This window comes from Alloalcanivorax xenomutans, assembly GCF_900217905.1.
GTDB lineage: Bacteria > Pseudomonadota > Gammaproteobacteria > Pseudomonadales > Alcanivoracaceae > Alloalcanivorax > Alloalcanivorax xenomutans.
On the sequence record NZ_OBMO01000009.1, the window covers coordinates 35196 to 57256 of the forward strand.

A 22061-nucleotide genomic window follows, 5' to 3' on the forward strand; every position below is an offset into this window, starting at 1 on the left:
GGCATGAGCCCGCGAGGGGCGGCCGAAGCCGCCTCCGGGGGCGGGGCGGGATTACAGGCCCAGATTGTCCAGAATGCGCAGGCTCGCCTGGGCCTGGTTCATGGTGTAAAAGTGCAGGCCCGGCGCGCCCATGGCCAGCAGGCGCTCGCACAAGCGCGTCACCACTTCCTCGCCGAAGGCTTTCACCGCCTGCTCATCGTCCTTGATGTCGTCCAGCTTGCTGCGCAGCCAGCGTGGAATGTCGGCGCCACAGACGCCGGAAAAGCGGATCAGATTGGCCACATTGAGGATCGGCATGATGCCCGGGTAGACCGGAGCGTCGCAGCCGGTGCGGCGCAGGGCGTCCATGTAGTAGCCGTAGGCGTCGGCGTTATAGAAGTATTGGGTCAGCCCGCTGTTGGCACCGGCATCGATCTTGCGTTTGAAGTGAGCGATGTCGTCCTCGAAGCTGCGCGCCTGCGGGTGCATTTCCGGATAGGCGGCCACTTCCAGAGTGAAATGGTCGCCGGTTTCCTCGCGGATCAGGCGGACCAGGTCATCGGCGTATTTCACTTCGCTTTGCGCGTAGCCCATGCCGGAGGGCAGATCGCCGCGCAGAGCGACGATACGGCGCACGCCGCTGTCACGGTAACCGCGCACCAACTCCAGGATTTCCTCCCGGCTCTGGCCGATGCAGCTCAGGTGTGGCGCGGTATCGGCGTGCTGCTCGCGCAGTTTGCCGACCATTTCACGGGTATTGTCACGGGTGGAGCCGCCGGCACCGAAGGTGCAGGAAAAAAAGGCCGGCTTCTTCGCCAGCAGCTTTTGCTGTGTGGTCAGCAGTTTGGTACGTCCTTCATCCGTTTTCGGTGGGAAGAACTCGAAACTGATGCGTTTCATTCGGTGCCTCGCATTGCGAGGCGCCTGACGCGTGATGCCGGGCGCAAACCATCGCGGTCCTGTTCATACAGACCTTTTCATACAGAAAAGGACGGCGATTTGTTGTTTGCGTCCGGCCCTCGGCGTCCGACGCCTTTAGTACTTGTAATGATCCGGCTTGTACGGGCCGTCGACGCTGACGCCGATGTAGTCGGCCTGTTCGGCGGTCAGCCTGGTCACCACGCCACCAAAGCCCTGCACCATGTACATGGCCACTTCTTCGTCGAGATGCTTGGGCAGCACTTCCACCTTCAGCATCTTTTCCTTTACCGCGTCGGAATGGTTGGCGTAGCCCTGATCGAACAAGTACATCTGGGCCAGTACCTGGTTGGCGAAGGAGCCGTCCATGATCCGGCTGGGGTGGCCGGTGGCGTTACCCAGGTTCACCAGGCGGCCTTCGGAAAGCAGCAGCAGGAAGTCGCCATTCGCTTTGTCGCGCCATACCTTGTGGACCTGGGGCTTCACCTCTTCCCATTCCCAGGTCTTGCGCATGAAGGCGGTGTCCACTTCATTGTCGAAATGGCCGATGTTGCACACCACCGCGCCTTTCTTCAGCGCCTTGAGCATGTTGGCGTCACAGACGTTGAAGTTACCGGTGGTGGTGACCAGCAGATCGGTGTTGCCGAGCAGATCGGTATTGATGGAGGCGGCGGTGCCGTCGTTGACGCCATTTTTATAAGCGCTCACCACTTCAAAGCCGTCCATGCAGGCCTGCATGGCGCAGATCGGGTCGATCTCGGTCACTTTGACGATCATGCCTTCCTGGCGCAGGGACTGGGCGGAGCCCTTGCCCACGTCACCGTAGCCCACCACCAGTGCTTTCTTGCCGGAGAGCAGGTGGTCGGTGCCGCGTTTGATGGCGTCGTTGAGCGAGTGACGGCAACCGTACTTGTTGTCGTTCTTGCTCTTGGTGACGGAGTCGTTCACGTTCACCGCCGGTACCTTGAGGGTGCCTTTCTTGAGCATGTCATACAGACGATGCACGCCGGTGGTGGTTTCCTCGGTGATGCCGTGGATGTTATCCAGCATCTCCGGGTAGGTATCGTGAATATAGGCGGTCAGGTCGCCGCCGTCGTCCAAAATCATGTTGGCGTCCCACAGATTGCCGTTACCGTCGCGGCAGGTCTGTTCGATACACCACATGTACTCTTCCTCGGTCTCGCCCTTCCAGGCGAACACCGGCACACCCGCGGCGGCGATGGCGGCGGCGGCGTGATCCTGGGTGGAGAAAATGTTGCAGCTGGACCAGCGCACTTCCGCGCCCAGTTCCTTCAGCGTTTCGATCAACACCGCGGTCTGAATGGTCATGTGAATACAGCCGATGATGCGGGCGCCTTTCAGCGGTTGCTCGGCACGATACTTATCGCGGATCGCCATCAGCGCCGGCATCTCGGTTTCCGCGATCTCGATTTCCGCGCGGCCCCACTGGGCCAGGGAGATATCCGCGACCTTGTAATCCTGCAACGTTTCCGGTTGTGCGTTCATTGCTCTCTCCATTCGTGGTTAGCGAATGGGCGCCGTTGAAATGTCGCGCCGTTCCCCCGAGCCTCGCGGCCCTCGCCGCTGCAGCGCCCCTCGGGGGAGTGGCGGAGTTCGTCGTCAGAGCGCGTTCTTCAGCGCGTCCGCCTTGTCGGTGCTTTCCCAGCTGAAGCCTTCCCGGCCGAAATGGCCGTAGCTGGCGGTGGGGCGGTAGATCGGACGGCGCAGGTCGAGCATTTCGATGATGCCGCGCGGACGCAGATCAAAGTGCTCGCGTACCAGTTGCGCGATCTTGTCGTCGCTGATCTTGCCGGTGCCGAAAGTGTTGATGGAGATGGAGGTGGGCTCGGCCACGCCGATGGCGTAGCTCACCTGAATCTCGCACTTGTCGGCGAGGCCGGCGGCGACGATATTCTTGGCCACGTAGCGGCCGGCGTAGGCGGCGGAACGGTCCACTTTGGACGGATCCTTGCCGGAGAAAGCACCGCCGCCGTGGCGCGCCATGCCGCCGTAGGTGTCGACGATGATTTTGCGTCCGGTCAGGCCGCAATCCCCCATCGGGCCGCCGATGACGAAGTTGCCGGTGGGGTTGATGTGGTAGAGCGTATCCTTGTGCAGCCAGTCCGCCGGCAGCACCGGTTTGATGATCTCTTCCAGCACCGCTTCGCGCAGATCGCTCAGCTTGATCTCCGGAGCGTGTTGGGTGGACAGTACCACCGCTTCCACCGCTACCGGCTGGCCGTTTTCGTAGCGCAGCGTGATCTGGCTCTTGGCGTCCGGACGCAGCCACGGCAGGGTGCCGTTCTTGCGCAGTTGCGCCTGGCGCTCCACCAGACGGTGAGAGAAATAGATCGGTGCCGGCATCAGCGTGTCGGTTTCATTGGTGGCGTAGCCGAACATCAGACCCTGGTCGCCGGCGCCGAGGTCTTTGTTGTCCGCCTCATCCACGCCCATGGCGATGTCCGCGGACTGTTTGCCGATACCGTTGAGCACGGCGCAGCTGGCGCCGTCGAAGCCCACATCGGAGCTGTCGTAACCGATGTCCAGGATCACCTGGCGGACGATGTCTTCCAATTCAACGTAGGTATTGGTGCGCACTTCCCCGGCGACAATCGCCATACCGGTTTTCACCAGTGTTTCCACGGCCACGCGGGCGTGGGGATCGTCGGCGATGATGGCGTCCAGAATCGCATCGGAAATCTGGTCGGCCATTTTGTCCGGGTGGCCTTCGGAGACCGACTCGGAGGTAAAGATGCTGTATTCACTCATTACCGGTTTACTCCCTCGATTGGGGGTTGACGTTCCACACGGACCTCAGAGTCTGTTGTCGATCTCTGCGCCACCGCGTTGAAAACTGCGCACTTGCACCTGGAACCCGTTGCGCAGGGCCAGGAACAAACTATCGCGCAAAACCAGGCCGGCACGACCAGCCCAACTCACCAGATCGGCTTCGTCGAAGCCGAGCCAGAAATCACCGCAGGCCTCCACGGCCCACTTTTGGTTATGACGACACAAATCGGTGACCACCACCACCCCGCCCGGAGTTAATTGCTGGGCGGCGGCCTGCAAAGCGGCGGCGGGGGAGGCCAGATGGTGCAGCACCATGTTCATCACCACGGCGTCCACCGGCGGTAGGGCCGCTCCCGCCTCCGGCCATTCGCCCAGTATCAGACGCACATTGTCCAGGCCCTGTTCCGCCACTTCCCGGCGGGCCCGCTCCAGCATGGCCTCGGCGTGATCCAGGGCCAGCACCTGCTCGAAACGCTGTGCCAGCGGCACCAGGAAACGGCCGTCGCCGGGCCCGATCTCCAGCACCGTGCCGGTGCCGCCGGCGGCCGGACTGCCCGCGGCCCGATCCAATAACTCGCAGGCCTGCTCGGCGTACTGTTCGTGTTCGGCGATCAGGTCCTGATGGCGTGCCAAATCATCCGCGTGACGCACGAAAAACGCCCGGCTCTGGGCCGCCCGCTGCGCCTGCACGCCTTTCAGGCGCTGCGCCGTCACCGTATCCAGCGGGGTCTGATCCAGTTGCTCGAACAAAGCCCCGTGCAGAGCGCCGGTCCGGGTATCCGCCGGCGGCAGACGGCGCCGATAGAAGATGGAATTCCCCTCCCGGCGCTTCTCCACCAGACCGGCCTGGGCCAGCACCTTGAGGTGATGACTCATGCCCGACTGCTTCATGGCCATGATCTCGCACAGCTCCAGCACGCCGAAGCTGTTCTGGCCGAGCACCTGCAAAACCTCCAGACGCAAACCGTCGCCGGCGGCCTTGAGAAAGACCGTCAGACCGTCGAGTCCGGATTGTGTGGCTTCAGCGGGTGCCGTCATGGCGGCGAGTGTAGCCTATTGCCGTGAGTGCATCAAAATAAATTGATATAGGTTGGATGGGGCGTCCGGCGTACTCCGTGATCAATATGAACAAAACGCCCAAAACACAAAGAACGCCCATTATCGCCATTACATTTCACACTTTTTCAGTGGGGGGTAGCGTGCCGGCTGTAGAGAAACACTTGTTTCTCCGTTCAAGGCCGGGTGGCGCCTCCGTCTCCCCGGTGGCCGGTGCGCCGCGGCGCGCATAAACAAAAGAAAAGGAACGCCCGATGATGCGAAGCTCCATGACTTTGGTGCTGGTGTTTGTTGGCCTCTGGTTGAGCGCCGGAGTCCGTGCCGACGATGACCTGTCCCGCCTCAAGCAGCAGATCGAGGAACTGAATCAAAAGGTCGATGCGCTCAGTCAGCGCGAAACCGCCGCCTCGCCTTGGGACGGCCTTGAGATCGGTGGTGCTCTGCAACTCGACTACAACCATTTCGATGGCGCCTACAACGCAACCCATGAGGGCCGTACCGGCTCTGATCTGTTCCCTCGTCGGGTGCGCGCCTATATCGGCTCCGAGCACGGTGACTGGGACTACAAGCTGCTGATGGACTTCTCCGAGGATGCCGAGATCGTCATGGCGCGCCTGCGCTACAGTGGTTTCGAGCGTGGCCCGGTGGTCCAACTGGGGAAACTGCGTGAGGACATTTCGCTGGAAGCGTTGTCCAGCAGTGCCCATCTGGTAATGATCGAGCGGTCCAGTCTGGCCAATACCGTCTCACCCTATTTTCGCTGGGGCGCGTCGGCTTATCAGTTTTTCCCTTCCAGTGGCCTGCGCTATGCCTTCGGCGTGTATAAGAATGACGCCTTCGGTGACAGCGGCAAGGACGACAGCGAGCGTCTCAACTACGCTACCAGTGGCCGGCTCACCTGGGCTCCCAAACGTGATCAGGGGCAGGTGCTGCATCTGGGGTTCTGGGCTTCCTACCGGGACATGTCCGGCGATGAGCTGAGTGCGTCCTGGGCCCGTGGCGAGGTTCGCGAAACGCCCGTCAGACTGGTGGATTACGCCGCCGGTGGCGCGCCAGTGGCGGTGGACCACCTGACCCAGCAGGGGCTGGAGCTGGCGGCTCAATGGCACAGTCTGCTGTTCCAGGCGGAATACGCCCGCCGTGAACTGAGCACCGAGGATAGCGCTTCCGACCTGGACGGACGGGATTTCGACGGCTATTCCGCCTCACTTAGTTACTTTCTCACGGGGGAATCCCGCGCCTATAAGGCCAGCCAGGGCGTATTCCGGCAGCCGGACGGCGTGCGCAATGCCTGGGAAGTGGCGGCGCGCACCTCGCGGGTGGACGCCAGCAGCGCCAACCAGGGCACCGATGTCACCAGCCACACCCTGGGCCTGTCCTACTACTACGACGCCAATCTGAAATTCATGCTCAATCTGATCCGTTCCCGGGTCAGTGGTCCCGGCGCGCCCGCGCTGGTGGGCAGTGAGCGTGATGCCAATGCCGTGGTGTTGCGGACGCAATACCAATTCTAGGAGGTTGCCATGACGTTGCCTGCTCACGCCGGTTGCCGGCGTCTGTGTCGCGGTCTGCTGGTGCTGTCGATGATGCTCGGGGCCGTGGCGGCCCGGGCGGATCTCCATTTTCTGGTGCCTGGCGGCCCCGGCGGCGGCTGGGATACTACTGCCCGGGCCGCCGGCGAGGCACTGATCAAGTCCGGCCTGGAGAGCAATGCCTCGTTCCAGAATATGTCCGGTGGCGGGGGCGGCCGCGCTATTGCCTACATGATCAAAATGGGCACCAAGCAGGGCGACATGGTGATGATCAATTCCACCCCCATCGTGCTGCGGGCCCTGTCCGGGCAAATCCCCAACAGCTTTCGTGATCTCAAGCCGGTGGCCAATCTGATCGCCGACTACGGCGCCTTCGTGGTGACCGCCAACTCGCCTTATCAGAGTTGGGAGGAAGTGATGGACGCTTACCGCCGCGATCCCCGCCTGGTCAAAGTGGCCGGCGGTTCCGCCCGCGGCAGCATGGATCACCTGGTGGCGGCGCAGGCGTTCCAGGCCTCCGGGGGCGACGGCCGCAAGCTGGCGTACATTCCCTATGACGCGGGCGGCCAGGCCAAAGCCGGGTTGTTGTCCGGGGAAGTGCAACTGCTGTCCACCGGTTTCAGTGAAGCGCTGGAGCTGATGCGCTCCAGTGATGCCCGTATTCTCGCCATCACCGCGCCGGAGACCATCGCCGACTACCCGGAGATTCCGACCCTGAAATCGCTGGGTTACCCGATGAGTTTCGTCAACTGGCGGGGGCTGTTCGCCGCTCCGGATACCCCGGACGCAAAAGTGGCGGCGTACTCCGCGGTATTCCGCAAACTGCTCGAGACCCCTGAGTGGGAAGCGGTACGCAAGCGCAACGGCTGGCTCAACAACTACGAGACGCCGGAGCGATTCCTCGAATCCCTGAAACAGCAGGAAGAACAGATGGCGCGAGTGATGCGTGATCTGGGCTTCATCCGCTGAAGGAGAGGACATGTTCATCACCAAAGATCGCATCGGTGCTTTTCTGTTTCTGGTGTTCTCCTGTGCCTATGGCGTTTACGCCTGGCAAATCCCGTTGTTGCCCACCGAGCAGGGCATCGCGGTCAGTGCGTCGACCTTGCCGAAAATCTATGCCGTGGTCGGGGTAGTGGTAAGCCTGCTGGCGCTGGCCGGGTCCTTTCTGCAACAGGCGGCGCGGCCGCAAGGTGGCTCCGGTGCGCTGGCACTGGGGCGCACGGTGCTGCTGTTGGTACTGATGGTGCTCTACGCCCTGATGCTGGATCCGCTCGGCTTCCTGCTGGCCACCGAAGTGTTCCTGCTGGCCGGCTACCTGTTGATGGGTGAATACCGCCCGAAGGTGCTGTTCTGGGCCTCGGTGCCGGTGGTGGTGGTGTTCTGGTTGATCATGACCCGTGTGCTGGGGATTTACCTGGCGCCGGGCACGCTGTGGAGCTGAGACCATGATAGAAGGCATGTTGACCGGTTTGTCCGCGGCGTTGAGCTGGCAGGGCATCCTCTACGTAATGATGGGGTGCCTGGTGGGCACCTTTATTGGCATGTTGCCAGGGCTGGGGCCGATCACCGCCATCGCCCTGATGATTCCGGTGACCTACAGTATCGACCCTTCCTACGGCATGATCCTCATGGCCGGAGTGTACTACGGTGCGATTTTTGGCGGCTCCACCTCGTCGATTCTGATCAATGCGCCGGGGGTGGCCGGTACCGTGGCGACCTCTTTCGATGGCTATCCCCTGGCGCGCAAAGGGCAGGCTGGCAAGGCGCTGGCGCTGGCCGCTTATGCCTCGTTTTCCGGCGGTACCCTGGCGGCGGTATTCCTGATGGTGGCGGCGCCGCTGCTGGCCAAGGTGTCGCTGAGCTTCTGGTCGGCGGATTATTTCGCGCTGATGGTCATGGGGCTCACCGCCATCGCCGCGTTCTCCAATCGGGGGCAGTTTCTCAAGGCGGTGATGATGACCCTGCTTGGCATCATGCTCGCCACCGTTGGTATCGACCCGTCCTCCGGCGCCGAACGGTTCACCTTCGGCTCCAGCGATCTGCTCGACGGCATCAGCTTCCTGCTGGTGGCGATGTCGATCTTTGCCTTGTCCGAGGCACTCTCCGGCGTACTGCGCCCGGATCATAAAAAATTGCCGGGAGCAATTTTAAACGTTGCTTCAGCAACGGCCCGCAGGGTGGCCGCCAGGGACGGTGGCCATAAAAAAGCGCCGGCGCCGTCCTCGAAGATGGGCGATCTGCGCTTGAGCAGGGAAGAGGTCAAGGACGTGGTGCCGGTGATCGGCCGTTCCTCCATTCTTGGTTTTCTGATAGGCATTCTGCCCGGTGCCGGTGCCACCATTGCCAGCTTCCTGGCCTACGCCACCGAGCGCAATCTGGCCCGGGGCGAGAAGAAGAAACAGTTTGGGCAGGGTTCCCTGCGTGGTCTGGCGGCGCCGGAAACCGCCAACAACGCCGCGTGCACCGGCTCCTTCGTGCCGCTGCTGACCTTGGGTATTCCCGGTTCCGGCACCACGGCGGTAATGCTTGGCGCTTTGATTGCCTACGGACTGCAACCCGGTCCGTTGTTGATGCACGATAACCCGGATGTGTTCTGGGCGGTGATCATGTCCATGTATGTGGGCAACGTGGTGCTGCTGTTCCTCAACCTGCCAATGATCCCGTACATCGCCAAGACGCTGGCGCTGCCGAAACCGCTACTGACCGTGCTGATCCTGTTCTTCAGCCTGATCGGTGTGTATCTGGTGTCGTTCAATACCTTCGATCTGTATCTGATGGTGGGCTTCGCGGTGTTGTCGCTGATATTGAGGCAGTTGAATTTCCCCATGGCACCGTTGATTCTGGGCTTTATTCTCGGCGGCATGCTGGAGAGTAATTTCCGCCGGGCGATGATGATCGCCGACGGTTCCATCGCGTTCCTGTGGGAGCGGCCGCTGACCCTGTGCATCACGCTGGTGTCCCTGGCGCTGCTGCTGGTGCCGCTGATGGATTTCCTGCGCGGACTGAAACGGCCGGCGCCGGAGGCGGAGCTGTCCGATAACCTGTAAACCCTTGCTGGCCGGGAGGAACCATGCGTCGCAGGCGTATTCAACGGTTGGAAACCCGGCTGATTCTCTGGGTGCTGGCATTCAGTCTGCTGCAGGTGGTGCTGTTCGCTGCTCTGGGGCAGTACCTGCTGGAGCGGGGTGTGCGGGAGGAGGCCGGCCGCAAGGCGCTGGACCTGGCGCAACTGGTGGCGGAGTTGCCGCAGGTGCGCCAGGCGCTGGTGGCCGGCATCGGCTCCCCGGCCGGTGACGCACTGGCGCCGTTCATCGATCACCTCTGGCGGCGAACCGGCGCGGACTTCATCGTGGTTGGCGACACCCGGCTGCGGCGGCTGGCGCATCCGCAGCCCGACCGTCTGGGTAAGACCATGCAGGGCGGTGACAGTCAGGAGGTGCTGGCCGGTAACACCATTATTTCCGAAGCTCGGGGTTCCCTGGGCTTTTCCGTGCGTGGTAAGGCGCCGGTGCTGGATGCTGGCGGCAATGTCATCGGTCTGGTATCGGTGGGGTTTCTCAACCGTTCGGTGGAATCCATCGTCGCCGGGCGCTATCTGCAATGGCTGCCGGTGGTGCTGGCGGTGTTCCTGGTGGGCATTCTGTCCTCGCTCTGGATCGCCCGCCGTGTGCGCGCCGCTTTGTTCGGTTGGCAGCCCCATGAAATCGCCCGGGTATTCGCCGAGCAGAGCGCCATGCTGGATACGGTGCGCTCGGGCATTGTCGCTCTGGATCTGGACGGCTGGGTGCAGCGCAGCAATCGCCGGGCCCGGCAATTGTTGGGGGTGGACACATCACAGGAAAGCGCGCTGCACTTGCGGGATCTGTTCCCCGACCAGGCCGGTTTTCTGTTGCGGGATGTGGAGCAGGTGCTGGATGGCGTGGAGTTGTACGCCGCCGGCCAGGAACTGGTGCTGTTCCGGCGGCCGTTGCGGGTGGGCGGCACGGTGCGCGGCGTGTTTCTGAGTTTCCGTCCTCAGGACGAAGTTGCCCATGTGAGTCAACAACTGGCCCAGGTGGAAGCGTTCGCGGAGCTGCTGCGGGTGCAGACCCATGACTATTCCAACAAACTCAATACCCTGGGCGCGTTGATCCAGATGGGCGCCTACGGCAAGGCGGTGGAGCTGATCGGCCTGGAAAGCCAGGGCCATCAGGCCATGGTCAACCGGCTGCTGGACAGTACCGGGGAGCCGCTGCTGGCGGGATTGTTGTTGGGCAAATATCACAAGGCCAAGGAGCAGGGTGTCTCGTTCGAGGTGGCGGAAGAGAGCGTGCTCGACGCGGCGGCGCCCAAAGCCCTGCTGGAGCGGCTGGTGTCGATTCTCGGCAACCTGATCGACAACGCCATCGAAGCGGCGCGCGTCGGGCCGCGCCAGCCGGCGCGAGTTCGGGTGACGTTCGACGATCTTGGTGACCATCTGATCTTCGATGTGGAAGACAGTGGAGAAGGGTTGCACCGAGAACGGCTGGAGGCGCTGTTCCGGCCGGACTATTCTTCCAAGAGCGGGCGTCAACACGGTGTCGGCTTGTATCTGGTGAAGACCTACGTGAGTGCCCTGAAGGGCACTCTGGAAGTGGGTCAGGCCGATCTGGGCGGCGCCCGGTTCACGGTGTACCTGCCCCGCCGGCCAACGGACGAGGACAACCGGTCATGACCTATTCAGTAGTGATCGTGGAGGATGAAAGCGAGGTGGCCCGGCTGCTGGCGGAATACCTGCAGCGGGACGATCAGTTCCGGGTCACCGCGGTGGTTGGCGATCTGGCTGGCGGACGGGCCTTGCTGGAGCGTTACCAGCCCGATCTGCTGCTGCTCGACGTCTACCTGCCCGATGGCAGCGGCCTGGACCTGCTGGCGGAGTTGCGCGCCGCAGGCCACGGTTGTGAAGTGATGATGGTGACCGCCGCTTCCGAAGTGGCCGCTTTGGAAAGGGCCTTGCAGTTGGGAGCCTTTGACTTCCTGGTGAAACCGGTGCTGTTGCAGCGGCTGGACCGGGCATTGAACACTTTCATGCAACGCCAGCGGCGCTTGCGCCAGTCACCGGCGATCACCCAGTCCATGGCCGATGCACTGTTTTCCCGGGACGCGGAGGGCGAACCGGCGGCCCCGACGAAGGGCGGGCAGGCACGCCTGCCCAAGGGGATCGATGCGCTTACTCTGTCCCGGGTTCGGGCGGTGCTGGCCAAGGTTCCCCGGGACTTTCTCAATGCCCAGGAGGTGGGCAAGCGTGCCGGCGTCAGTCGCTCCACCGCCCGCCGCTATCTGGAATACCTGCTCCAGCGCCACGAACTGGAAGCCGATCAGACCTACGGCAGCATTGGTCGCCCGGAGCGCCGTTACCGGCCTCTGTCCCGTCAGGACGGTTAGGCCGGCGCCGGGTCCTTCTGATTCAGGAAAAAGCATGTGAAAGGATAAACGCGGTGGTGAAACCGGCGGCGGTGATCAGTCCGGCCGCGTTATGGGTTTCATCGAAGGCCTCGGGAATCATGGTGTCGGCGATCATGGCCAGCATGGCGCCGGCGGCGACCCCCTGGGCCACGGCAATGTACTGCGTCGGCGCGTTATCGAAGAGAAGGTAGCCGCCCACGGCGCCGAGGCCGCATAACAAAGCGATGGCCGTCCACAGTCCGAACACATAGCCGAACGACATGCCGGCCCGTTTCATGCCGACGGTACTGGACATGCCCTCGGGCACGTTGGAGAGGAAGATGGCGGCGACGATCGGGATCGATACGCCATTACCCTCGAGCAGGCTCAGGCCGATCACCATGGACTCCGGTATGCCGTCGAACACGGAGCCCAGAGCGATGACCAGGGCGGCACTGGCCGTGGCGGCATTGGATTTATTCGATCGCTTACGGTGGCGGGCGCCGTTGTTGGCGAGGATGACGGCACCGCCGGTGAAGGCGGCGGCGCCGGCCAGAAAGCCCGCCGCCGAAGCCAGCAAGCCGCCTTTGTGCAACGCCTCATCCATAAGATCGAAGGCGATGGCGGAAACCAGAACACCGGAGCCAAACGCCATCACCGCCGCGGTCACCCGAGCCGGCGGCCTGGTGAACCAGCCCAGCAGTGTGCCAACCAGCAGGGCACTGCCTCCCGCCAGTCCCCAGAGCAAGGCGGTCATCAGATGCATGGTGGATGCCTCGTCAACATCAAGGTTATTGCGACTGGAATACCAGCACGCGATTGTTTCCAATCTCGGAAACCAGCAGCTTGTCCTGGTGAAAGTAGACGCCCGCGGGGAAGTTCAACACGCGGGCCGAGGCGGCGCCGTCATCCTCGCCGTCCTGGTCGTCGTCGTTTGCTTGATTGTGGGCGAAATCGCTCTGCCCCAACACGATATCGGCCTGTTGGAAGTGGCTGCTGGGGAAGCTGTTCCAGATCAGAACACGATGATTGCGGCTGTCGGCGACCGCCAGTTGCTCGCCATTGGAATCAATGCCGTAGGGGGTGTCCAGAGTGTCCACGGAGTCGGTGGCCGAGGTGAAATCCTCCTGGCCCAGCACGATATCAGCGGGTTGGAAGTGGCTGGTGGGGAAGGTGTTCCAGATCAGCACCCGATTGTTGTCATTGTCAACCATCGCGAGTCGTTGACCGTCCGTCCACAGGCCTGTGGGGTAATCGAACGCACGGGCGGAATGGAGGACGCTGCCGCCACCGGGATTGTCCTCATCTGGGGCGCAGCGGGTAAAGTCGGGCTGGCCCAGCACCAGATCCGCGGGCTGGCCGTGGGTGGTGGGCAGAGCGTTCCAGATCAGCACTCGATTGTGGCCGGAGTCGGCCACCACCAGCTTGCCGTCCACTGTGAAGGTGGCGGCTTCGGGGCCGTTCAGGTGGGTGGCATCGCAGGTGTCGTCCTGAGAATCGAAGTCCGCCTGCCCGACCACGACATCGGGTTCGGCTCCGCCGCTGGTGGGGACCGTGTTGTAAATCAAGACGCTGTTGCCGTCGCCGTCCGCCACCACCATTTTGCCGCCCGTTATCGAGACCTCTTCCGGGCGGGACAGCTCACCCGGTTCGCTGCTGGTGAAATCCGGCTGGCCCAGCACGAAATCGGCGGCGGCGGTGTTGACGGTGGGGAGGGCGTGGTAGCCCAGCACCCGGTAGTTGTCGGTGTCACTGATGAACAGCGCGCCGGAAGCGCTTACCGCCGGATTGCCGTACGGGGAGGCCAGAGAGTCGGCGGCCGGTGTGTAATAGTCCGTCCCCTTGTTGGGGCCGGTGCCGGTGAAGTCGGCCTGGCCGATAACGATGTCGGCCGGCTGGAAATTGCTGAGGTTCAACAGCGGCGGGAGGTTTTCGCCACCCCCGCCGGAACCGCCGCCCCCTCCGCCTCCCCCGCAAGCCGGGAGAGTGAGGGCGGCGGCCAGGCCCAATACCGTCAGGCCGCGCGGTGCCATGTTGATGAAGTCCTTGTCGCTCATCGATCTTCCTTGTGCGTTTTGGCGGATACAGTCTTTTTTAGGGTTACCACAAATGAGTCGGGCTCACGAGGTTGCAGCTCGCTTCGAGGATGGGTTTTACAAAGTGGTCGCCGTCCCGGAAGGGGCGGACAGGGCGATGTTCCGGCGTTCGGGGCCGGTCACCGCTTTATTTGCCCGCGACTCGCCCATGGGCGACAATAGCGCCCCTTTTTCAGCCACCAGTCAGTTTGGAGCCCTGCATGTCCAGTGCCCCCGCCAGCCGTGATCTCGCCAATGCCATCCGTGCGCTCAGCATGGATGCGGTCCAGCAAGCCAATTCCGGCCACCCCGGCGCGCCCATGGGCATGGCGGACATCGCCGAAGTGCTCTGGCGCGGTTTCCTCAAGCACAATCCCGGCAATCCGCAATGGCCGGATCGGGACCGCTTCGTGCTGTCCAACGGCCACGGTTCCATGCTGCTGTACAGCCTGCTGCACCTGACCGGCTACGGCGTCAGCCTGGAAGACATCAAGAACTTCCGGCAGCTCGGCAGTCCCACCGCGGGTCATCCGGAATATGGTGACGCGCCGGGCATCGAGACCACCACCGGCCCGCTGGGGCAGGGCATCGCCAACGCCGTGGGCATGGCGCTGGCGGAGAAGGTGCTGGCGGCGCAGTTCAATCGCGAAGGCCACCGGATCGTCGATCACCATACCTACTGTTTCCTGGGTGATGGCTGCATGATGGAGGGGATTTCCCACGAAGTGGCGTCCCTGGCCGGCACTCTGGGGCTGGGCAAACTGATCGCTTTCTATGACGACAACGGCATTTCCATCGATGGCGAGGTGGAAGGCTGGTTCACCGACGACACAGTGGAACGCTTCCGCGCCTACGGCTGGCAGGTGATCCCCAATGTGGACGGCCACGATCCGGAAGAGATCCGCATGGCGGTGGAAACCGCGCGCAAGAACAGCGAACAGCCCACCCTGATCTGCTGCAAGACCATCATCGGCTTCGGCAGCCCCAACAAGCAGGGCAAGGAAGAATCCCACGGCGCCGCGCTGGGCGAGGACGAAATCGCCCTGACCCGTGAAGCCCTGGGGTGGCGGCATGGTCCGTTCGAGATTCCCGAGGATATTCGCCAGGCCTGGGACGCCCGCGACACCGGTGCCGGGCAAGAGGCCGAATGGCAGGCCCGGTTCGACGCCTACCGGGCGGAATTCCCGGAACTGGCGGTCGAGTTCCAGCGCCGTATGGACGGCAAGCTGCCCACCGGATTCGATCAGGCCGCCCAGGCCTTCATCAAGGCGTGTCAGGAAAAGGGCGAGAAAGTGGCCAGCCGCAAGGCCAGCCAGAATGCCCTGGACGCCTACGGTCCGCTGCTGCCGGAACTGCTCGGTGGCTCCGCTGATCTGGCCGGTTCCAACAACACTTTGTGGAAAGGCTGCAAGGCAGTGAACGCCGCCGACGCCAGCGGTAACTATGTGCATTACGGGGTGCGCGAGTTCGGCATGACCGCGATCATGAATGGCGTTTGCCTGCACGGTGGCCTGCGCCCTTACGGCGGCACCTTCCTGGTGTTCATGGAATACGCCCGCAACGCCGTGCGCATGGCGGCGCTGATGCACCAGCCCAATATCCTGGTCTACACCCATGACTCCATCGGTCTGGGCGAGGACGGCCCGACCCACCAGCCCATCGAACAGCTGGCCAACCTGCGCATGACGCCGAACATGAGTACCTGGCGCCCCTGTGACACGGTGGAAACGGCGGTGGCCTGGAAACACGCTCTGCAGCGCCAGGACGGCCCTACCGCGCTGATCTGTTCCCGCCAGGGGCTGGCCTGCATGCCCCGGGACGAGAGCGTTCTGGCCCAGGTGGAAAAGGGGGGCTATACCCTGCTGCAAACCGGGGAAGGCACCCCGGACGCGCTGATCATCGCCACCGGCTCGGAAGTGGAACTGGCGGTGAAAGCCGCGGAAACGCTGGGCGCCGCTGGCCGCAATGTACGCGTGGTGTCCATGCCCAGCGTCGATGCTTTCCTGTCGCAAAGCGCGGATTATCAGGAAAGCGTGCTGCCGGCGGCGGTCAGGGCGCGGGTGGCGGTGGAAGCCGCCATCACCGATTACTGGTATCGCTTTGTCGGTCTGGACGGCAAGGTGGTGGGCATGACCGGGTTCGGGGCTTCCGCCCCCGCCGGAGACCTGTACAAGCATTTCGGCATCACCGCCGAGGCGGTGACAGAGGCCGTGGAGAGCCTGCTTTGAGAAGAGAGAGTCCGACGCTCGGCGTCCGACCATTGTCATGAAAGTCGCCATCAACGGATACGGTCGTATCGGGCGCTCTTTCGTCAGGGCCCTGGCGGAGCGCTGGGAGCGGGGTTGGCAGGCGCCGTTTGCCCTGACGGCGATCAACGACCTCGGTGAGGCGGAGGATCTGCTGTACCTGACCCGCTACGACACCACCCACGGCCGTTTGCCGCAGGAAGCCAGCCTGCGGGACGGCCGTTTGTCTCTGGCGGAGCAGACGCCCTTGCTGCTTAACGAGCCGCAACCGGCGCGTCTGCCCTGGCGGGAACTGGGCGTGGATCTGGTGTTGGAATGCTCCGGGCATTTCCGCGCTTACCGGGACGCCGCGGTGCATCTGGAGGCCGGTGCCGGGCGGGTGATTCTCGGCGCGGTGCCGTTCGACCACGCTGATCAGGTGGTGGTGTACGGTGTCAATCAGGAGCAGGTGGGCAGCGGTGACCGCATCCTTTCCGCGGCCTCCTGCACCACTCACTGCATCGCCCCGCTGCTGCGGGCGCTGCACGCGGATTTCGGGGTGCGTCAGGCGCTGATGCAGGAAACCCACGCCTACACCTCCGATCAGACCCTGCTGGATCACGTGCACCGGGATCCCCGCCGTGGCCGGGCCGGCGCGCAAAACATCGTGCCCACCACCAGCAGCGCCATCGGCGCGGTGCAGCAGGTATTGCCGGAATTAGCCGGGCGTATCAGCGGTCACAGTATTCGTGTGCCGACGCTCAACGTGGCCATGGTGGAACTGACTCTGTCCCTGGAACGCCCCCCGGGCGGCAACGATCTGGATCCCTGGCTGCGCCGGCTGGCGGCGGACAGCAATGGCCTGCTGGGCTACAACGACCAGCCGCTGGTCAGCGCCGATTTCAACCACCGGCCGGAGTCCGCCATCATCGACGGCTCCTTGAGCCGGGTGCAGGGCGAACTGGTGCAATTGGTGGCCTGGTACGACAACGAGTGGGGTTATGCCAACCGGCTGCTCGACTGGGTAAGTGAGTTGTCCAGGGCGTCGAACGTCTGACGCCCGGCGGAATCTTCGAACCGACAAGTTTTCATCATCCCGGATGGATGGTTTTAGACGAGGTAGCAAGACCATGAACTTCAAACGCATGACCGACCTGGATCTGAAGGGCAAGCGGGTACTGATCCGTGAAGACCTGAATGTGCCGGTCAAAGAGGGCAAGGTCACCAGTGATGCACGCATCCGTGCTTCCCTGCCGACCATTGAGCACGCGCTGAAGGCCGGTGCCCGGGTGATGCTGATGTCCCACCTGGGCCGCCCCAGTGAAGGGGAGTACGAAGAGCAGTTTTCCCTGAAGCCGGTGGCCGAACACCTGGGAACCCTGCTGGGCCGGGAAGTGCCGCTGGTGAAGGACTGGCTCGACGGTGTCGACGTGGCGGAGGGCGAGGTCGTGCTGTGCGAGAACGTGCGGTTCAATAAAGGCGAAAAGAAGGACGACGAGGCGTTGTCACAGAAGATGGCGGCGCTGTGTGATATCTATGTGATGGATGCCTTCGGCACCGCGCACCGTGCCCAGGCGTCCACCCATGGGGTGGGCAAGTTCGCCCCGGTCGCCTGTGCTGGTCCGCTGCTGGCCAATGAGCTGGATGCGTTGTCCAAGGCGCTGGACAACCCGGCCAAGCCGCTGGTGGCGATCGTCGGCGGTTCCAAGGTGTCCACCAAACTGGAGGTGCTGGAAGCGCTGGCCGACAAAGTGGATCAACTGATCGTCGGCGGTGGCATCGCCAATACCTTCCTGGCGGCGGAAGGGTTGCCGGTGGGCAAATCCCTGCATGAGCCGGATTTGCTCGACGCGGCTCGCAAAATCGCCGCCAAGGTGCACATTCCGCTGCCGGTGGATGTGGTGGTGGCCACGGAATTTTCCGCCGACGCGGAAGCGGTGACCAAGAAGGTGGAAGAGGTGGGCGAGGACGATATGATCCTCGATGTGGGCCCGCAGACCGCCCACGTCTTCGCCGCGCTGATGAAGGAAGCCCGCACTATCATCTGGAACGGCCCGGTGGGCGTGTTCGAGTTCGATCAGTTCGGTGAGGGCACCCAGGAAATGGCCGAGGCCATCGCCGACAGCGAAGCATTCTCCATCGCCGGTGGCGGTGACACCCTGGCCGCGGTGGACAAGTATGAAATCGCCGACCGCATCAGCTACATTTCCACCGGCGGCGGCGCCTTCCTGGAGTTCGTGGAAGGCAAGACCTTGCCCGCGGTGGCCATGCTCGAGGCCCGGGCCAAGGATTAAGTCAGATCGTGAGAGCGCGGAGGCCCGCTGACCGGGCCCGCTCCCACGGAGTTTGTTCAGACAAACGGATTGCGAAGGAGAATTCCCCATGGCACTGATCAGCATGCGCCAATTGCTGGACCACGCCGCCGAGCACGGCTACGGCGTTCCGGCGTTCAACGTGAACAACCTGGAACAGATGCGCGCCATCATGGAAGCGGCGGATAAAACCAATTCCCCGGTGATCGTGCAAGCCAGCGCCGGTGCCCGCAAATACGCCGGTGCCCCGTTTCTGCGTCACCTGATTCTGGCGGCGGTAGAAGAATTTCCCCATATCCCGGTGGTGATGCACCAGGATCATGGCACCAGCCCCGCCGTGTGCCAGCGTTCCATCCAACTGGGCTTTTCCTCGGTGATGATGGATGGCTCCCTGGGTGAGGACGGCAAAACCCCCACCGACTACGAGTACAACGTGCGGGTGACCCGACAGGCGGTGGATATGGCTCACGCCTGCGGCGTCTCGGTGGAAGGGGAACTGGGCTGCCTGGGCTCCCTGGAAACCGGCCAGGCCGGCGAGGAAGACGGCATCGGCGCTGAAGGCACCCTGAGCCATGAGCAGATGCTCACCGACCCGGAAGAGGCGGCGGACTTCGTCAAGGCAACCCATGTGGACGCCCTGGCCATCGCCATCGGCACCAGCCACGGTGCCTACAAGTTCACCCGTCCGCCCACCGGCGACATTCTGGCCATCGAGCAGATCAAGGCGATCCACGCCCGTATCCCGGATACGCATCTGGTCATGCACGGTTCCTCTTCCGTACCGCAGGACTGGCTCGCCATCATCAACGAGTTCGGTGGCGAGATCCCGGAAACCTACGGGGTGCCAGTGGAAGAGATTCAGGAAGGTATCAAGTACGGGGTTCGCAAGGTCAATATCGACACCGACCTGCGCCTGGCGTCCACCGGTGCCATCCGCCGCTTCCTGGCCACCAACAAGGCCGAGTTCGATCCGCGCAAGTACCTGAAGGAATCCGTGACCGCCATGCGTGATATCTGTATCGCCCGGTACGAAGCGTTCGGTACCGCCGGTAACGCCGACAAGATCAAGCCGGTAAGTCTGGAAGTGATGTTCCAGCGTTACGAAGACGGCGAACTGGACCCGCGCGTCAAGTAAGCCCCTAATTCGCTGCCGGCCTCTTTCCACGGTGGAGCTACAGAGCCGCTGTGGGAAGCGGCCTTGGCAGTGAATCGTGCATCTCCTGTCCTCAACCCTCCCTTCCCCATCGCCTTTCTTCTTGCTGTGCTGGCTTGCCTGAAAATGCCGTCCGCTTGGCGGATACTCCAGCGGGCGCTATGATGGTTACCTGGTGTTACACATAACAATAGTCGTAACTCATCTAAGCGACGCGAAATTTTCAGGGAGAGCCTCCATGGCGATCGACAGTTGTGAAAACCTGCCCGGACAACGCGGGCCCGCCGACCACGAGCGGCGTACACAGATTCTGCAGGTGGCGGATGAACTGTTCCGAGTGCACGGTTACCGCAAGACCTCGGTGACCGACATCGCCAAGGCGATCGGAGTGTCCAGCGCCTATCTGTATCGCTTTTTCGATTCCAAACAGGCGATTGGCGAGTCGGTTTGCGCGCTGGCGCTGTCGACCATGGGTGAGGCCATCCGCGCTGTCGCCGAGCGCGACGCCTCCGCCACTCAACGCCTGCGCGACATGCTGCACACCTTGCTTTCCGAGGGGATGCGGCTGTTTCTCAAGGAGCGGTGCATACACGATATTGTTGTTGTCTCCATTGAGAATCAGTGGGCGGTCACCGAAGAACACAATAATGAGATCTACGAGGCGATCGAGAAAATCGTCTCGGACGGCCGTGAAAGCGGGGAGTTCGAGCGCAAGACGCCATTGGATGAGGTTTGCATGGCGATCCGCGTCACCGCCGCCGCTTACGCTCACCCGGTGCTGCTCAACCGGCTGGGGAACACCGAGGAGATGGAAACCAAGCTGGCGGCGGTCACCAACCTGATTCTCCGGAGTCTGGCGCCCTGAAAATAATCGCGAGTTACAAGTTGACAATAACGTAACCTGTAACTATACTGGCTCCATCAGCGTGGGAGACCAGCAAGCACTCGCGAAATCGCCCTGACCTCCCGCGACATTCCCTGAATGTGAACGTGAGGAAAGGATGATGAAAAACGTAGCCCGTTTGTCCGTTGCCGCCCTGGTCGTTGCTGGTCTGGCTGCCGCACCGCTGGCCCAGGCCAACAGCTTCGAAGATCAGGTTCGTGCCGATTACCTGAGCGCCCGTGAGCAGATCGACTCTCCGGCGCTGATTGACGGCCAGGTGCAAAGAGCCGCCAGCGATCGCCTGCAAGCAGAGCAGCGTGGTCAGTCCCAGGGTGAAGGCCGTGACTTCCTGAGCGTCCGTGAAAATATCGACTCCCAGGACTACATCGCTTACCGCTCCCAGGAAGCTCAGCACAATCTGGCGGTCGCCAAGGAACGTGCTCCCCTGGCCAGCCAGACTCCGGTGGATCACCTGGGTCACCGCCTGAACCTGGACTCTCCGGAGAATCTGCAACGTGTCATCTCCGAAGTGCAGGCTCAGCAAGCATTGCGGGCCCAGCAGGCACAGCTGTAAGGGACTCGCCAGCAAACTCCGTGGAGTTTGTGATACTCCGCCCGGCTTCCTTGGCCGGGCCCATCAAAGCGCCCTTGACCGGGCGCTTTGTGGTTCGGGCGATGGCGTGCCGGGCACGGAGTGCCTATCATTGACGGTTGTCATACACCGCCTGAATCGAGTTTCCCGCCTATGTCGATACCGTTTTCCCGCGACGCCATCACCCGCAGTTGGCATCCTCTGAATTGGGAACGGTTCGCCCCTCTCGATGACCCCAGCCTGGACTATGTCAGCTACTACGGCATTGATTTCGCCGCGCGGCTGCCGCGGCTGGAGCACGGCTTCGGCTATTTCGATGCCGCCGGCCATACTCTCGGCATCCACGTCTGGCGCCCCCCGTCGCCGAAGGGCTCGGTGTTCGTATGCCACGGTTACTTCGATCACGTCGGTCTTTACGGTCATGTCATTGGGCATCTGTTGGAAAAAGGCTTCGCCGTGGTCGCCTATGATCTTCCGGGGCATGGCCTCAGTTCCGGTCCGCCGGCGGATATCGACGACTTCAAGGTGTATCGGGACGTGCTGGAGCAGTGTCTGAGCCTGGCCCGGACACATTTGCCCAAACCCTGGCATGTGGTGGCGCAGAGCACCGGCGGCGCCATTGTCATGGATTTCCTTCTGCATCACCGGTTCGACGCGGGCAGGGCGCCGTTTGAGCAGGTTATTCTGCTGGCCCCCCTGGTGCGTCCATTCAAATGGGGCACCGCCCGCTGGCTGCATACCCTGATTCGTCCTTTTGCACGCTCGATAAAGCGGGTTTTCACCATTAACTCCGGAGATCCCGATTTTCTGGATTTCCTGGAAAACCGGGACCCCCTGCAGCCCCGGCGGCTGCCGGCCAGCTGGGTGACCGCGCTGAAGCGCTGGTTGCCGGGATTCGAGCGGGCGGCCCCGGTGCCGTTGTCGCCGGTGGTGATTCAAGGCGATCAGGATGAGACGGTGGACTGGCGCTACAACCTGGATATTATCCGCCGCAAGTTCCAGGAGCCCCGCATTCATATCCTGGAGGGTGCCCGCCATCAGTTGGCCAATGAGCAGGCGGATTATCGGGAGCGCATCTTTCGTATCATTGACGATTGTCTGAACGTGCCGGAGCACACTGCCCGGCCGTAAGCCTGAAGG

At 62.7% G+C, this 22061-nt stretch carries 19 protein-coding genes and 1 riboswitch; of the genes, 13 read left to right on the forward strand and 6 right to left on the reverse strand.

Annotation, left to right across the window (positions count from 1 at the left end; all coding sequences use genetic code 11):
• Nucleotides 1–51: 51 nt before the first annotated feature.
• From metF to CRO06_RS08500, 4 genes are all read right to left on the reverse strand, one after another.
• Nucleotides 52–879 (reverse strand): methylenetetrahydrofolate reductase [NAD(P)H], encoded by an 828-nt coding sequence (metF, locus tag CRO06_RS08485; RefSeq protein ID WP_026948382.1) that lies wholly within the window; start codon nt 877–879, stop codon nt 52–54.
• A 135-nt stretch (nt 880–1014) separates the two neighbouring features.
• On the reverse strand, nt 1015–2403 hold the full coding sequence (gene ahcY, locus CRO06_RS08490) for an adenosylhomocysteinase (protein WP_097058221.1): 1389 nt from the start codon (nt 2401–2403) through the stop codon (nt 1015–1017).
• 20 nt (nt 2404–2423) lie between these two features.
• Nucleotides 2424–2501, reverse strand: a riboswitch (S-adenosyl-L-homocysteine riboswitch).
• Between the two features lie 16 nt (nt 2502–2517).
• Complete coding sequence (metK, locus tag CRO06_RS08495; RefSeq protein WP_026948383.1) at nt 2518–3666, reverse strand: methionine adenosyltransferase; 1149 nt, start codon at nt 3664–3666, stop codon at nt 2518–2520.
• Nucleotides 3667–3711: 45 nt separating this feature from the next.
• Nucleotides 3712–4725, reverse strand: a complete 1014-nt coding sequence (locus CRO06_RS08500) for a metalloregulator ArsR/SmtB family transcription factor (RefSeq protein WP_022997067.1) — start codon at nt 4723–4725, stop codon at nt 3712–3714.
• A gap of 272 nt (nt 4726–4997) precedes the next feature.
• Here CRO06_RS08500 and CRO06_RS08505 point away from each other — a divergent pair, with 272 nt between their 5' ends.
• Genes CRO06_RS08505 through CRO06_RS08530 form a run of 6 tightly spaced genes read left to right on the forward strand, consistent with a single transcriptional unit; the run spans nt 4998 to nt 11681 of the window.
• Nucleotides 4998–6257, forward strand: coding sequence for an OprO/OprP family phosphate-selective porin (locus CRO06_RS08505; RefSeq protein ID WP_097058222.1), 1260 nt, complete (start codon nt 4998–5000; stop codon nt 6255–6257).
• Between the two features lie 9 nt (nt 6258–6266).
• Nucleotides 6267–7244 carry a Bug family tripartite tricarboxylate transporter substrate binding protein gene (locus CRO06_RS08510; protein ID WP_097058223.1) on the forward strand — a complete coding sequence of 326 codons (978 nt, stop codon included), beginning with the start codon at nt 6267–6269 and terminating at the stop codon, nt 7242–7244.
• 10 nt (nt 7245–7254) lie between these two features.
• Nucleotides 7255–7719 (forward strand): tripartite tricarboxylate transporter TctB family protein, encoded by a 465-nt coding sequence (locus CRO06_RS08515; RefSeq protein ID WP_097058224.1) that lies wholly within the window; start codon nt 7255–7257, stop codon nt 7717–7719.
• Nucleotides 7720–7723: 4 nt separating this feature from the next.
• Nucleotides 7724–9325, forward strand: a complete 1602-nt coding sequence (locus CRO06_RS08520; RefSeq protein ID WP_063140189.1) for a tripartite tricarboxylate transporter permease — start codon at nt 7724–7726, stop codon at nt 9323–9325.
• Nucleotides 9326–9348: 23 nt separating this feature from the next.
• On the forward strand, nt 9349–10971 hold the full coding sequence (locus CRO06_RS08525; RefSeq protein WP_022997062.1) for an ATP-binding protein: 1623 nt from the start codon (nt 9349–9351) through the stop codon (nt 10969–10971).
• The gene (locus CRO06_RS08530) at nt 10968–11681 is read left to right on the forward strand and encodes a response regulator (RefSeq protein ID WP_097058225.1); all 714 of its coding nucleotides are present in this window, start codon (nt 10968–10970) and stop codon (nt 11679–11681) included. The genes CRO06_RS08525 and CRO06_RS08530 overlap by 4 nt, the downstream gene beginning before the upstream one ends.
• A 22-nt stretch (nt 11682–11703) precedes the next feature.
• Here the strand turns inward: CRO06_RS08530 and CRO06_RS08535 are convergent, their stop codons facing one another.
• Both CRO06_RS08535 and CRO06_RS08540 read right to left on the reverse strand, forming a co-directional pair.
• A complete protein-coding gene (locus CRO06_RS08535) occupies nt 11704–12447 on the reverse strand; it encodes a ZIP family metal transporter (RefSeq protein WP_097058226.1) in 744 nt (247 codons plus the stop codon).
• Between the two features lie 25 nt (nt 12448–12472).
• Complete coding sequence (locus CRO06_RS08540; protein WP_097058227.1) at nt 12473–13738, reverse strand: NHL repeat-containing protein; 1266 nt, start codon at nt 13736–13738, stop codon at nt 12473–12475.
• A gap of 239 nt (nt 13739–13977) precedes the next feature.
• On the opposite strand from CRO06_RS08540, the gene tkt reads away from it, so the two are divergent.
• From tkt to CRO06_RS08580, 7 genes are all read left to right on the forward strand, one after another.
• Nucleotides 13978–15984, forward strand: coding sequence for a transketolase (gene tkt, locus CRO06_RS08550; protein ID WP_055100120.1), 2007 nt, complete (start codon nt 13978–13980; stop codon nt 15982–15984).
• A 37-nt stretch (nt 15985–16021) separates the two neighbouring features.
• Nucleotides 16022–17038, forward strand: coding sequence for a type I glyceraldehyde-3-phosphate dehydrogenase (locus tag CRO06_RS08555; protein ID WP_022997054.1), 1017 nt, complete (start codon nt 16022–16024; stop codon nt 17036–17038).
• Between the two features lie 73 nt (nt 17039–17111).
• Nucleotides 17112–18275: a phosphoglycerate kinase gene (locus CRO06_RS08560; protein WP_080530214.1), complete on the forward strand. Its 1164-nt coding sequence runs from the start codon at nt 17112–17114 to the stop codon at nt 18273–18275.
• An 88-nt stretch (nt 18276–18363) separates the two neighbouring features.
• Nucleotides 18364–19428, forward strand: coding sequence for a class II fructose-bisphosphate aldolase (gene fba, locus CRO06_RS08565; RefSeq protein WP_022997052.1), 1065 nt, complete (start codon nt 18364–18366; stop codon nt 19426–19428).
• A gap of 256 nt (nt 19429–19684) precedes the next feature.
• Entirely contained in the window at nt 19685–20311 is a 627-nt protein-coding gene (locus tag CRO06_RS08570; RefSeq protein ID WP_022997051.1) for a TetR/AcrR family transcriptional regulator, read from the forward strand.
• Nucleotides 20312–20450: 139 nt separating this feature from the next.
• A complete protein-coding gene (locus tag CRO06_RS08575) occupies nt 20451–20903 on the forward strand; it encodes a hypothetical protein (RefSeq protein WP_055100123.1) in 453 nt (150 codons plus the stop codon).
• A gap of 171 nt (nt 20904–21074) precedes the next feature.
• On the forward strand, nt 21075–22052 hold the full coding sequence (locus tag CRO06_RS08580) for an alpha/beta hydrolase (RefSeq protein WP_097058229.1): 978 nt from the start codon (nt 21075–21077) through the stop codon (nt 22050–22052).
• Nucleotides 22053–22061: the final 9 nt, after the last annotated feature.

Coding starts and splice junctions, on each gene's coding strand:
- CRO06_RS08515 (WP_097058224.1), top strand. CDS start 7,255: ATGTTCATCACCAAAGATCGCATCGGTGCTTTTCTGTTTCTGGTGTTC.
- CRO06_RS08505 (WP_097058222.1), top strand. CDS start 4,998: ATGATGCGAAGCTCCATGACTTTGGTGCTGGTGTTTGTTGGCCTCTGG.
- CRO06_RS08580 (WP_097058229.1), top strand. CDS start 21,075: ATGTCGATACCGTTTTCCCGCGACGCCATCACCCGCAGTTGGCATCCT.
- CRO06_RS08575 (WP_055100123.1), top strand. CDS start 20,451: ATGAAAAACGTAGCCCGTTTGTCCGTTGCCGCCCTGGTCGTTGCTGGT.
- tkt (WP_055100120.1), top strand. CDS start 13,978: ATGTCCAGTGCCCCCGCCAGCCGTGATCTCGCCAATGCCATCCGTGCG.
- CRO06_RS08520 (WP_063140189.1), top strand. CDS start 7,724: ATGATAGAAGGCATGTTGACCGGTTTGTCCGCGGCGTTGAGCTGGCAG.
- CRO06_RS08530 (WP_097058225.1), top strand. CDS start 10,968: ATGACCTATTCAGTAGTGATCGTGGAGGATGAAAGCGAGGTGGCCCGG.
- fba (WP_022997052.1), top strand. CDS start 18,364: ATGGCACTGATCAGCATGCGCCAATTGCTGGACCACGCCGCCGAGCAC.
- CRO06_RS08570 (WP_022997051.1), top strand. CDS start 19,685: ATGGCGATCGACAGTTGTGAAAACCTGCCCGGACAACGCGGGCCCGCC.
- CRO06_RS08525 (WP_022997062.1), top strand. CDS start 9,349: ATGCGTCGCAGGCGTATTCAACGGTTGGAAACCCGGCTGATTCTCTGG.
- CRO06_RS08540 (WP_097058227.1), bottom strand. CDS start 13,738: ATGAGCGACAAGGACTTCATCAACATGGCACCGCGCGGCCTGACGGTA.
- CRO06_RS08555 (WP_022997054.1), top strand. CDS start 16,022: ATGAAAGTCGCCATCAACGGATACGGTCGTATCGGGCGCTCTTTCGTC.
- CRO06_RS08535 (WP_097058226.1), bottom strand. CDS start 12,447: ATGCATCTGATGACCGCCTTGCTCTGGGGACTGGCGGGAGGCAGTGCC.
- metF (WP_026948382.1), bottom strand. CDS start 879: ATGAAACGCATCAGTTTCGAGTTCTTCCCACCGAAAACGGATGAAGGA.
- CRO06_RS08500 (WP_022997067.1), bottom strand. CDS start 4,725: ATGACGGCACCCGCTGAAGCCACACAATCCGGACTCGACGGTCTGACG.
- metK (WP_026948383.1), bottom strand. CDS start 3,666: ATGAGTGAATACAGCATCTTTACCTCCGAGTCGGTCTCCGAAGGCCAC.
- CRO06_RS08560 (WP_080530214.1), top strand. CDS start 17,112: ATGAACTTCAAACGCATGACCGACCTGGATCTGAAGGGCAAGCGGGTA.
- ahcY (WP_097058221.1), bottom strand. CDS start 2,403: ATGAACGCACAACCGGAAACGTTGCAGGATTACAAGGTCGCGGATATC.
- CRO06_RS08510 (WP_097058223.1), top strand. CDS start 6,267: ATGACGTTGCCTGCTCACGCCGGTTGCCGGCGTCTGTGTCGCGGTCTG.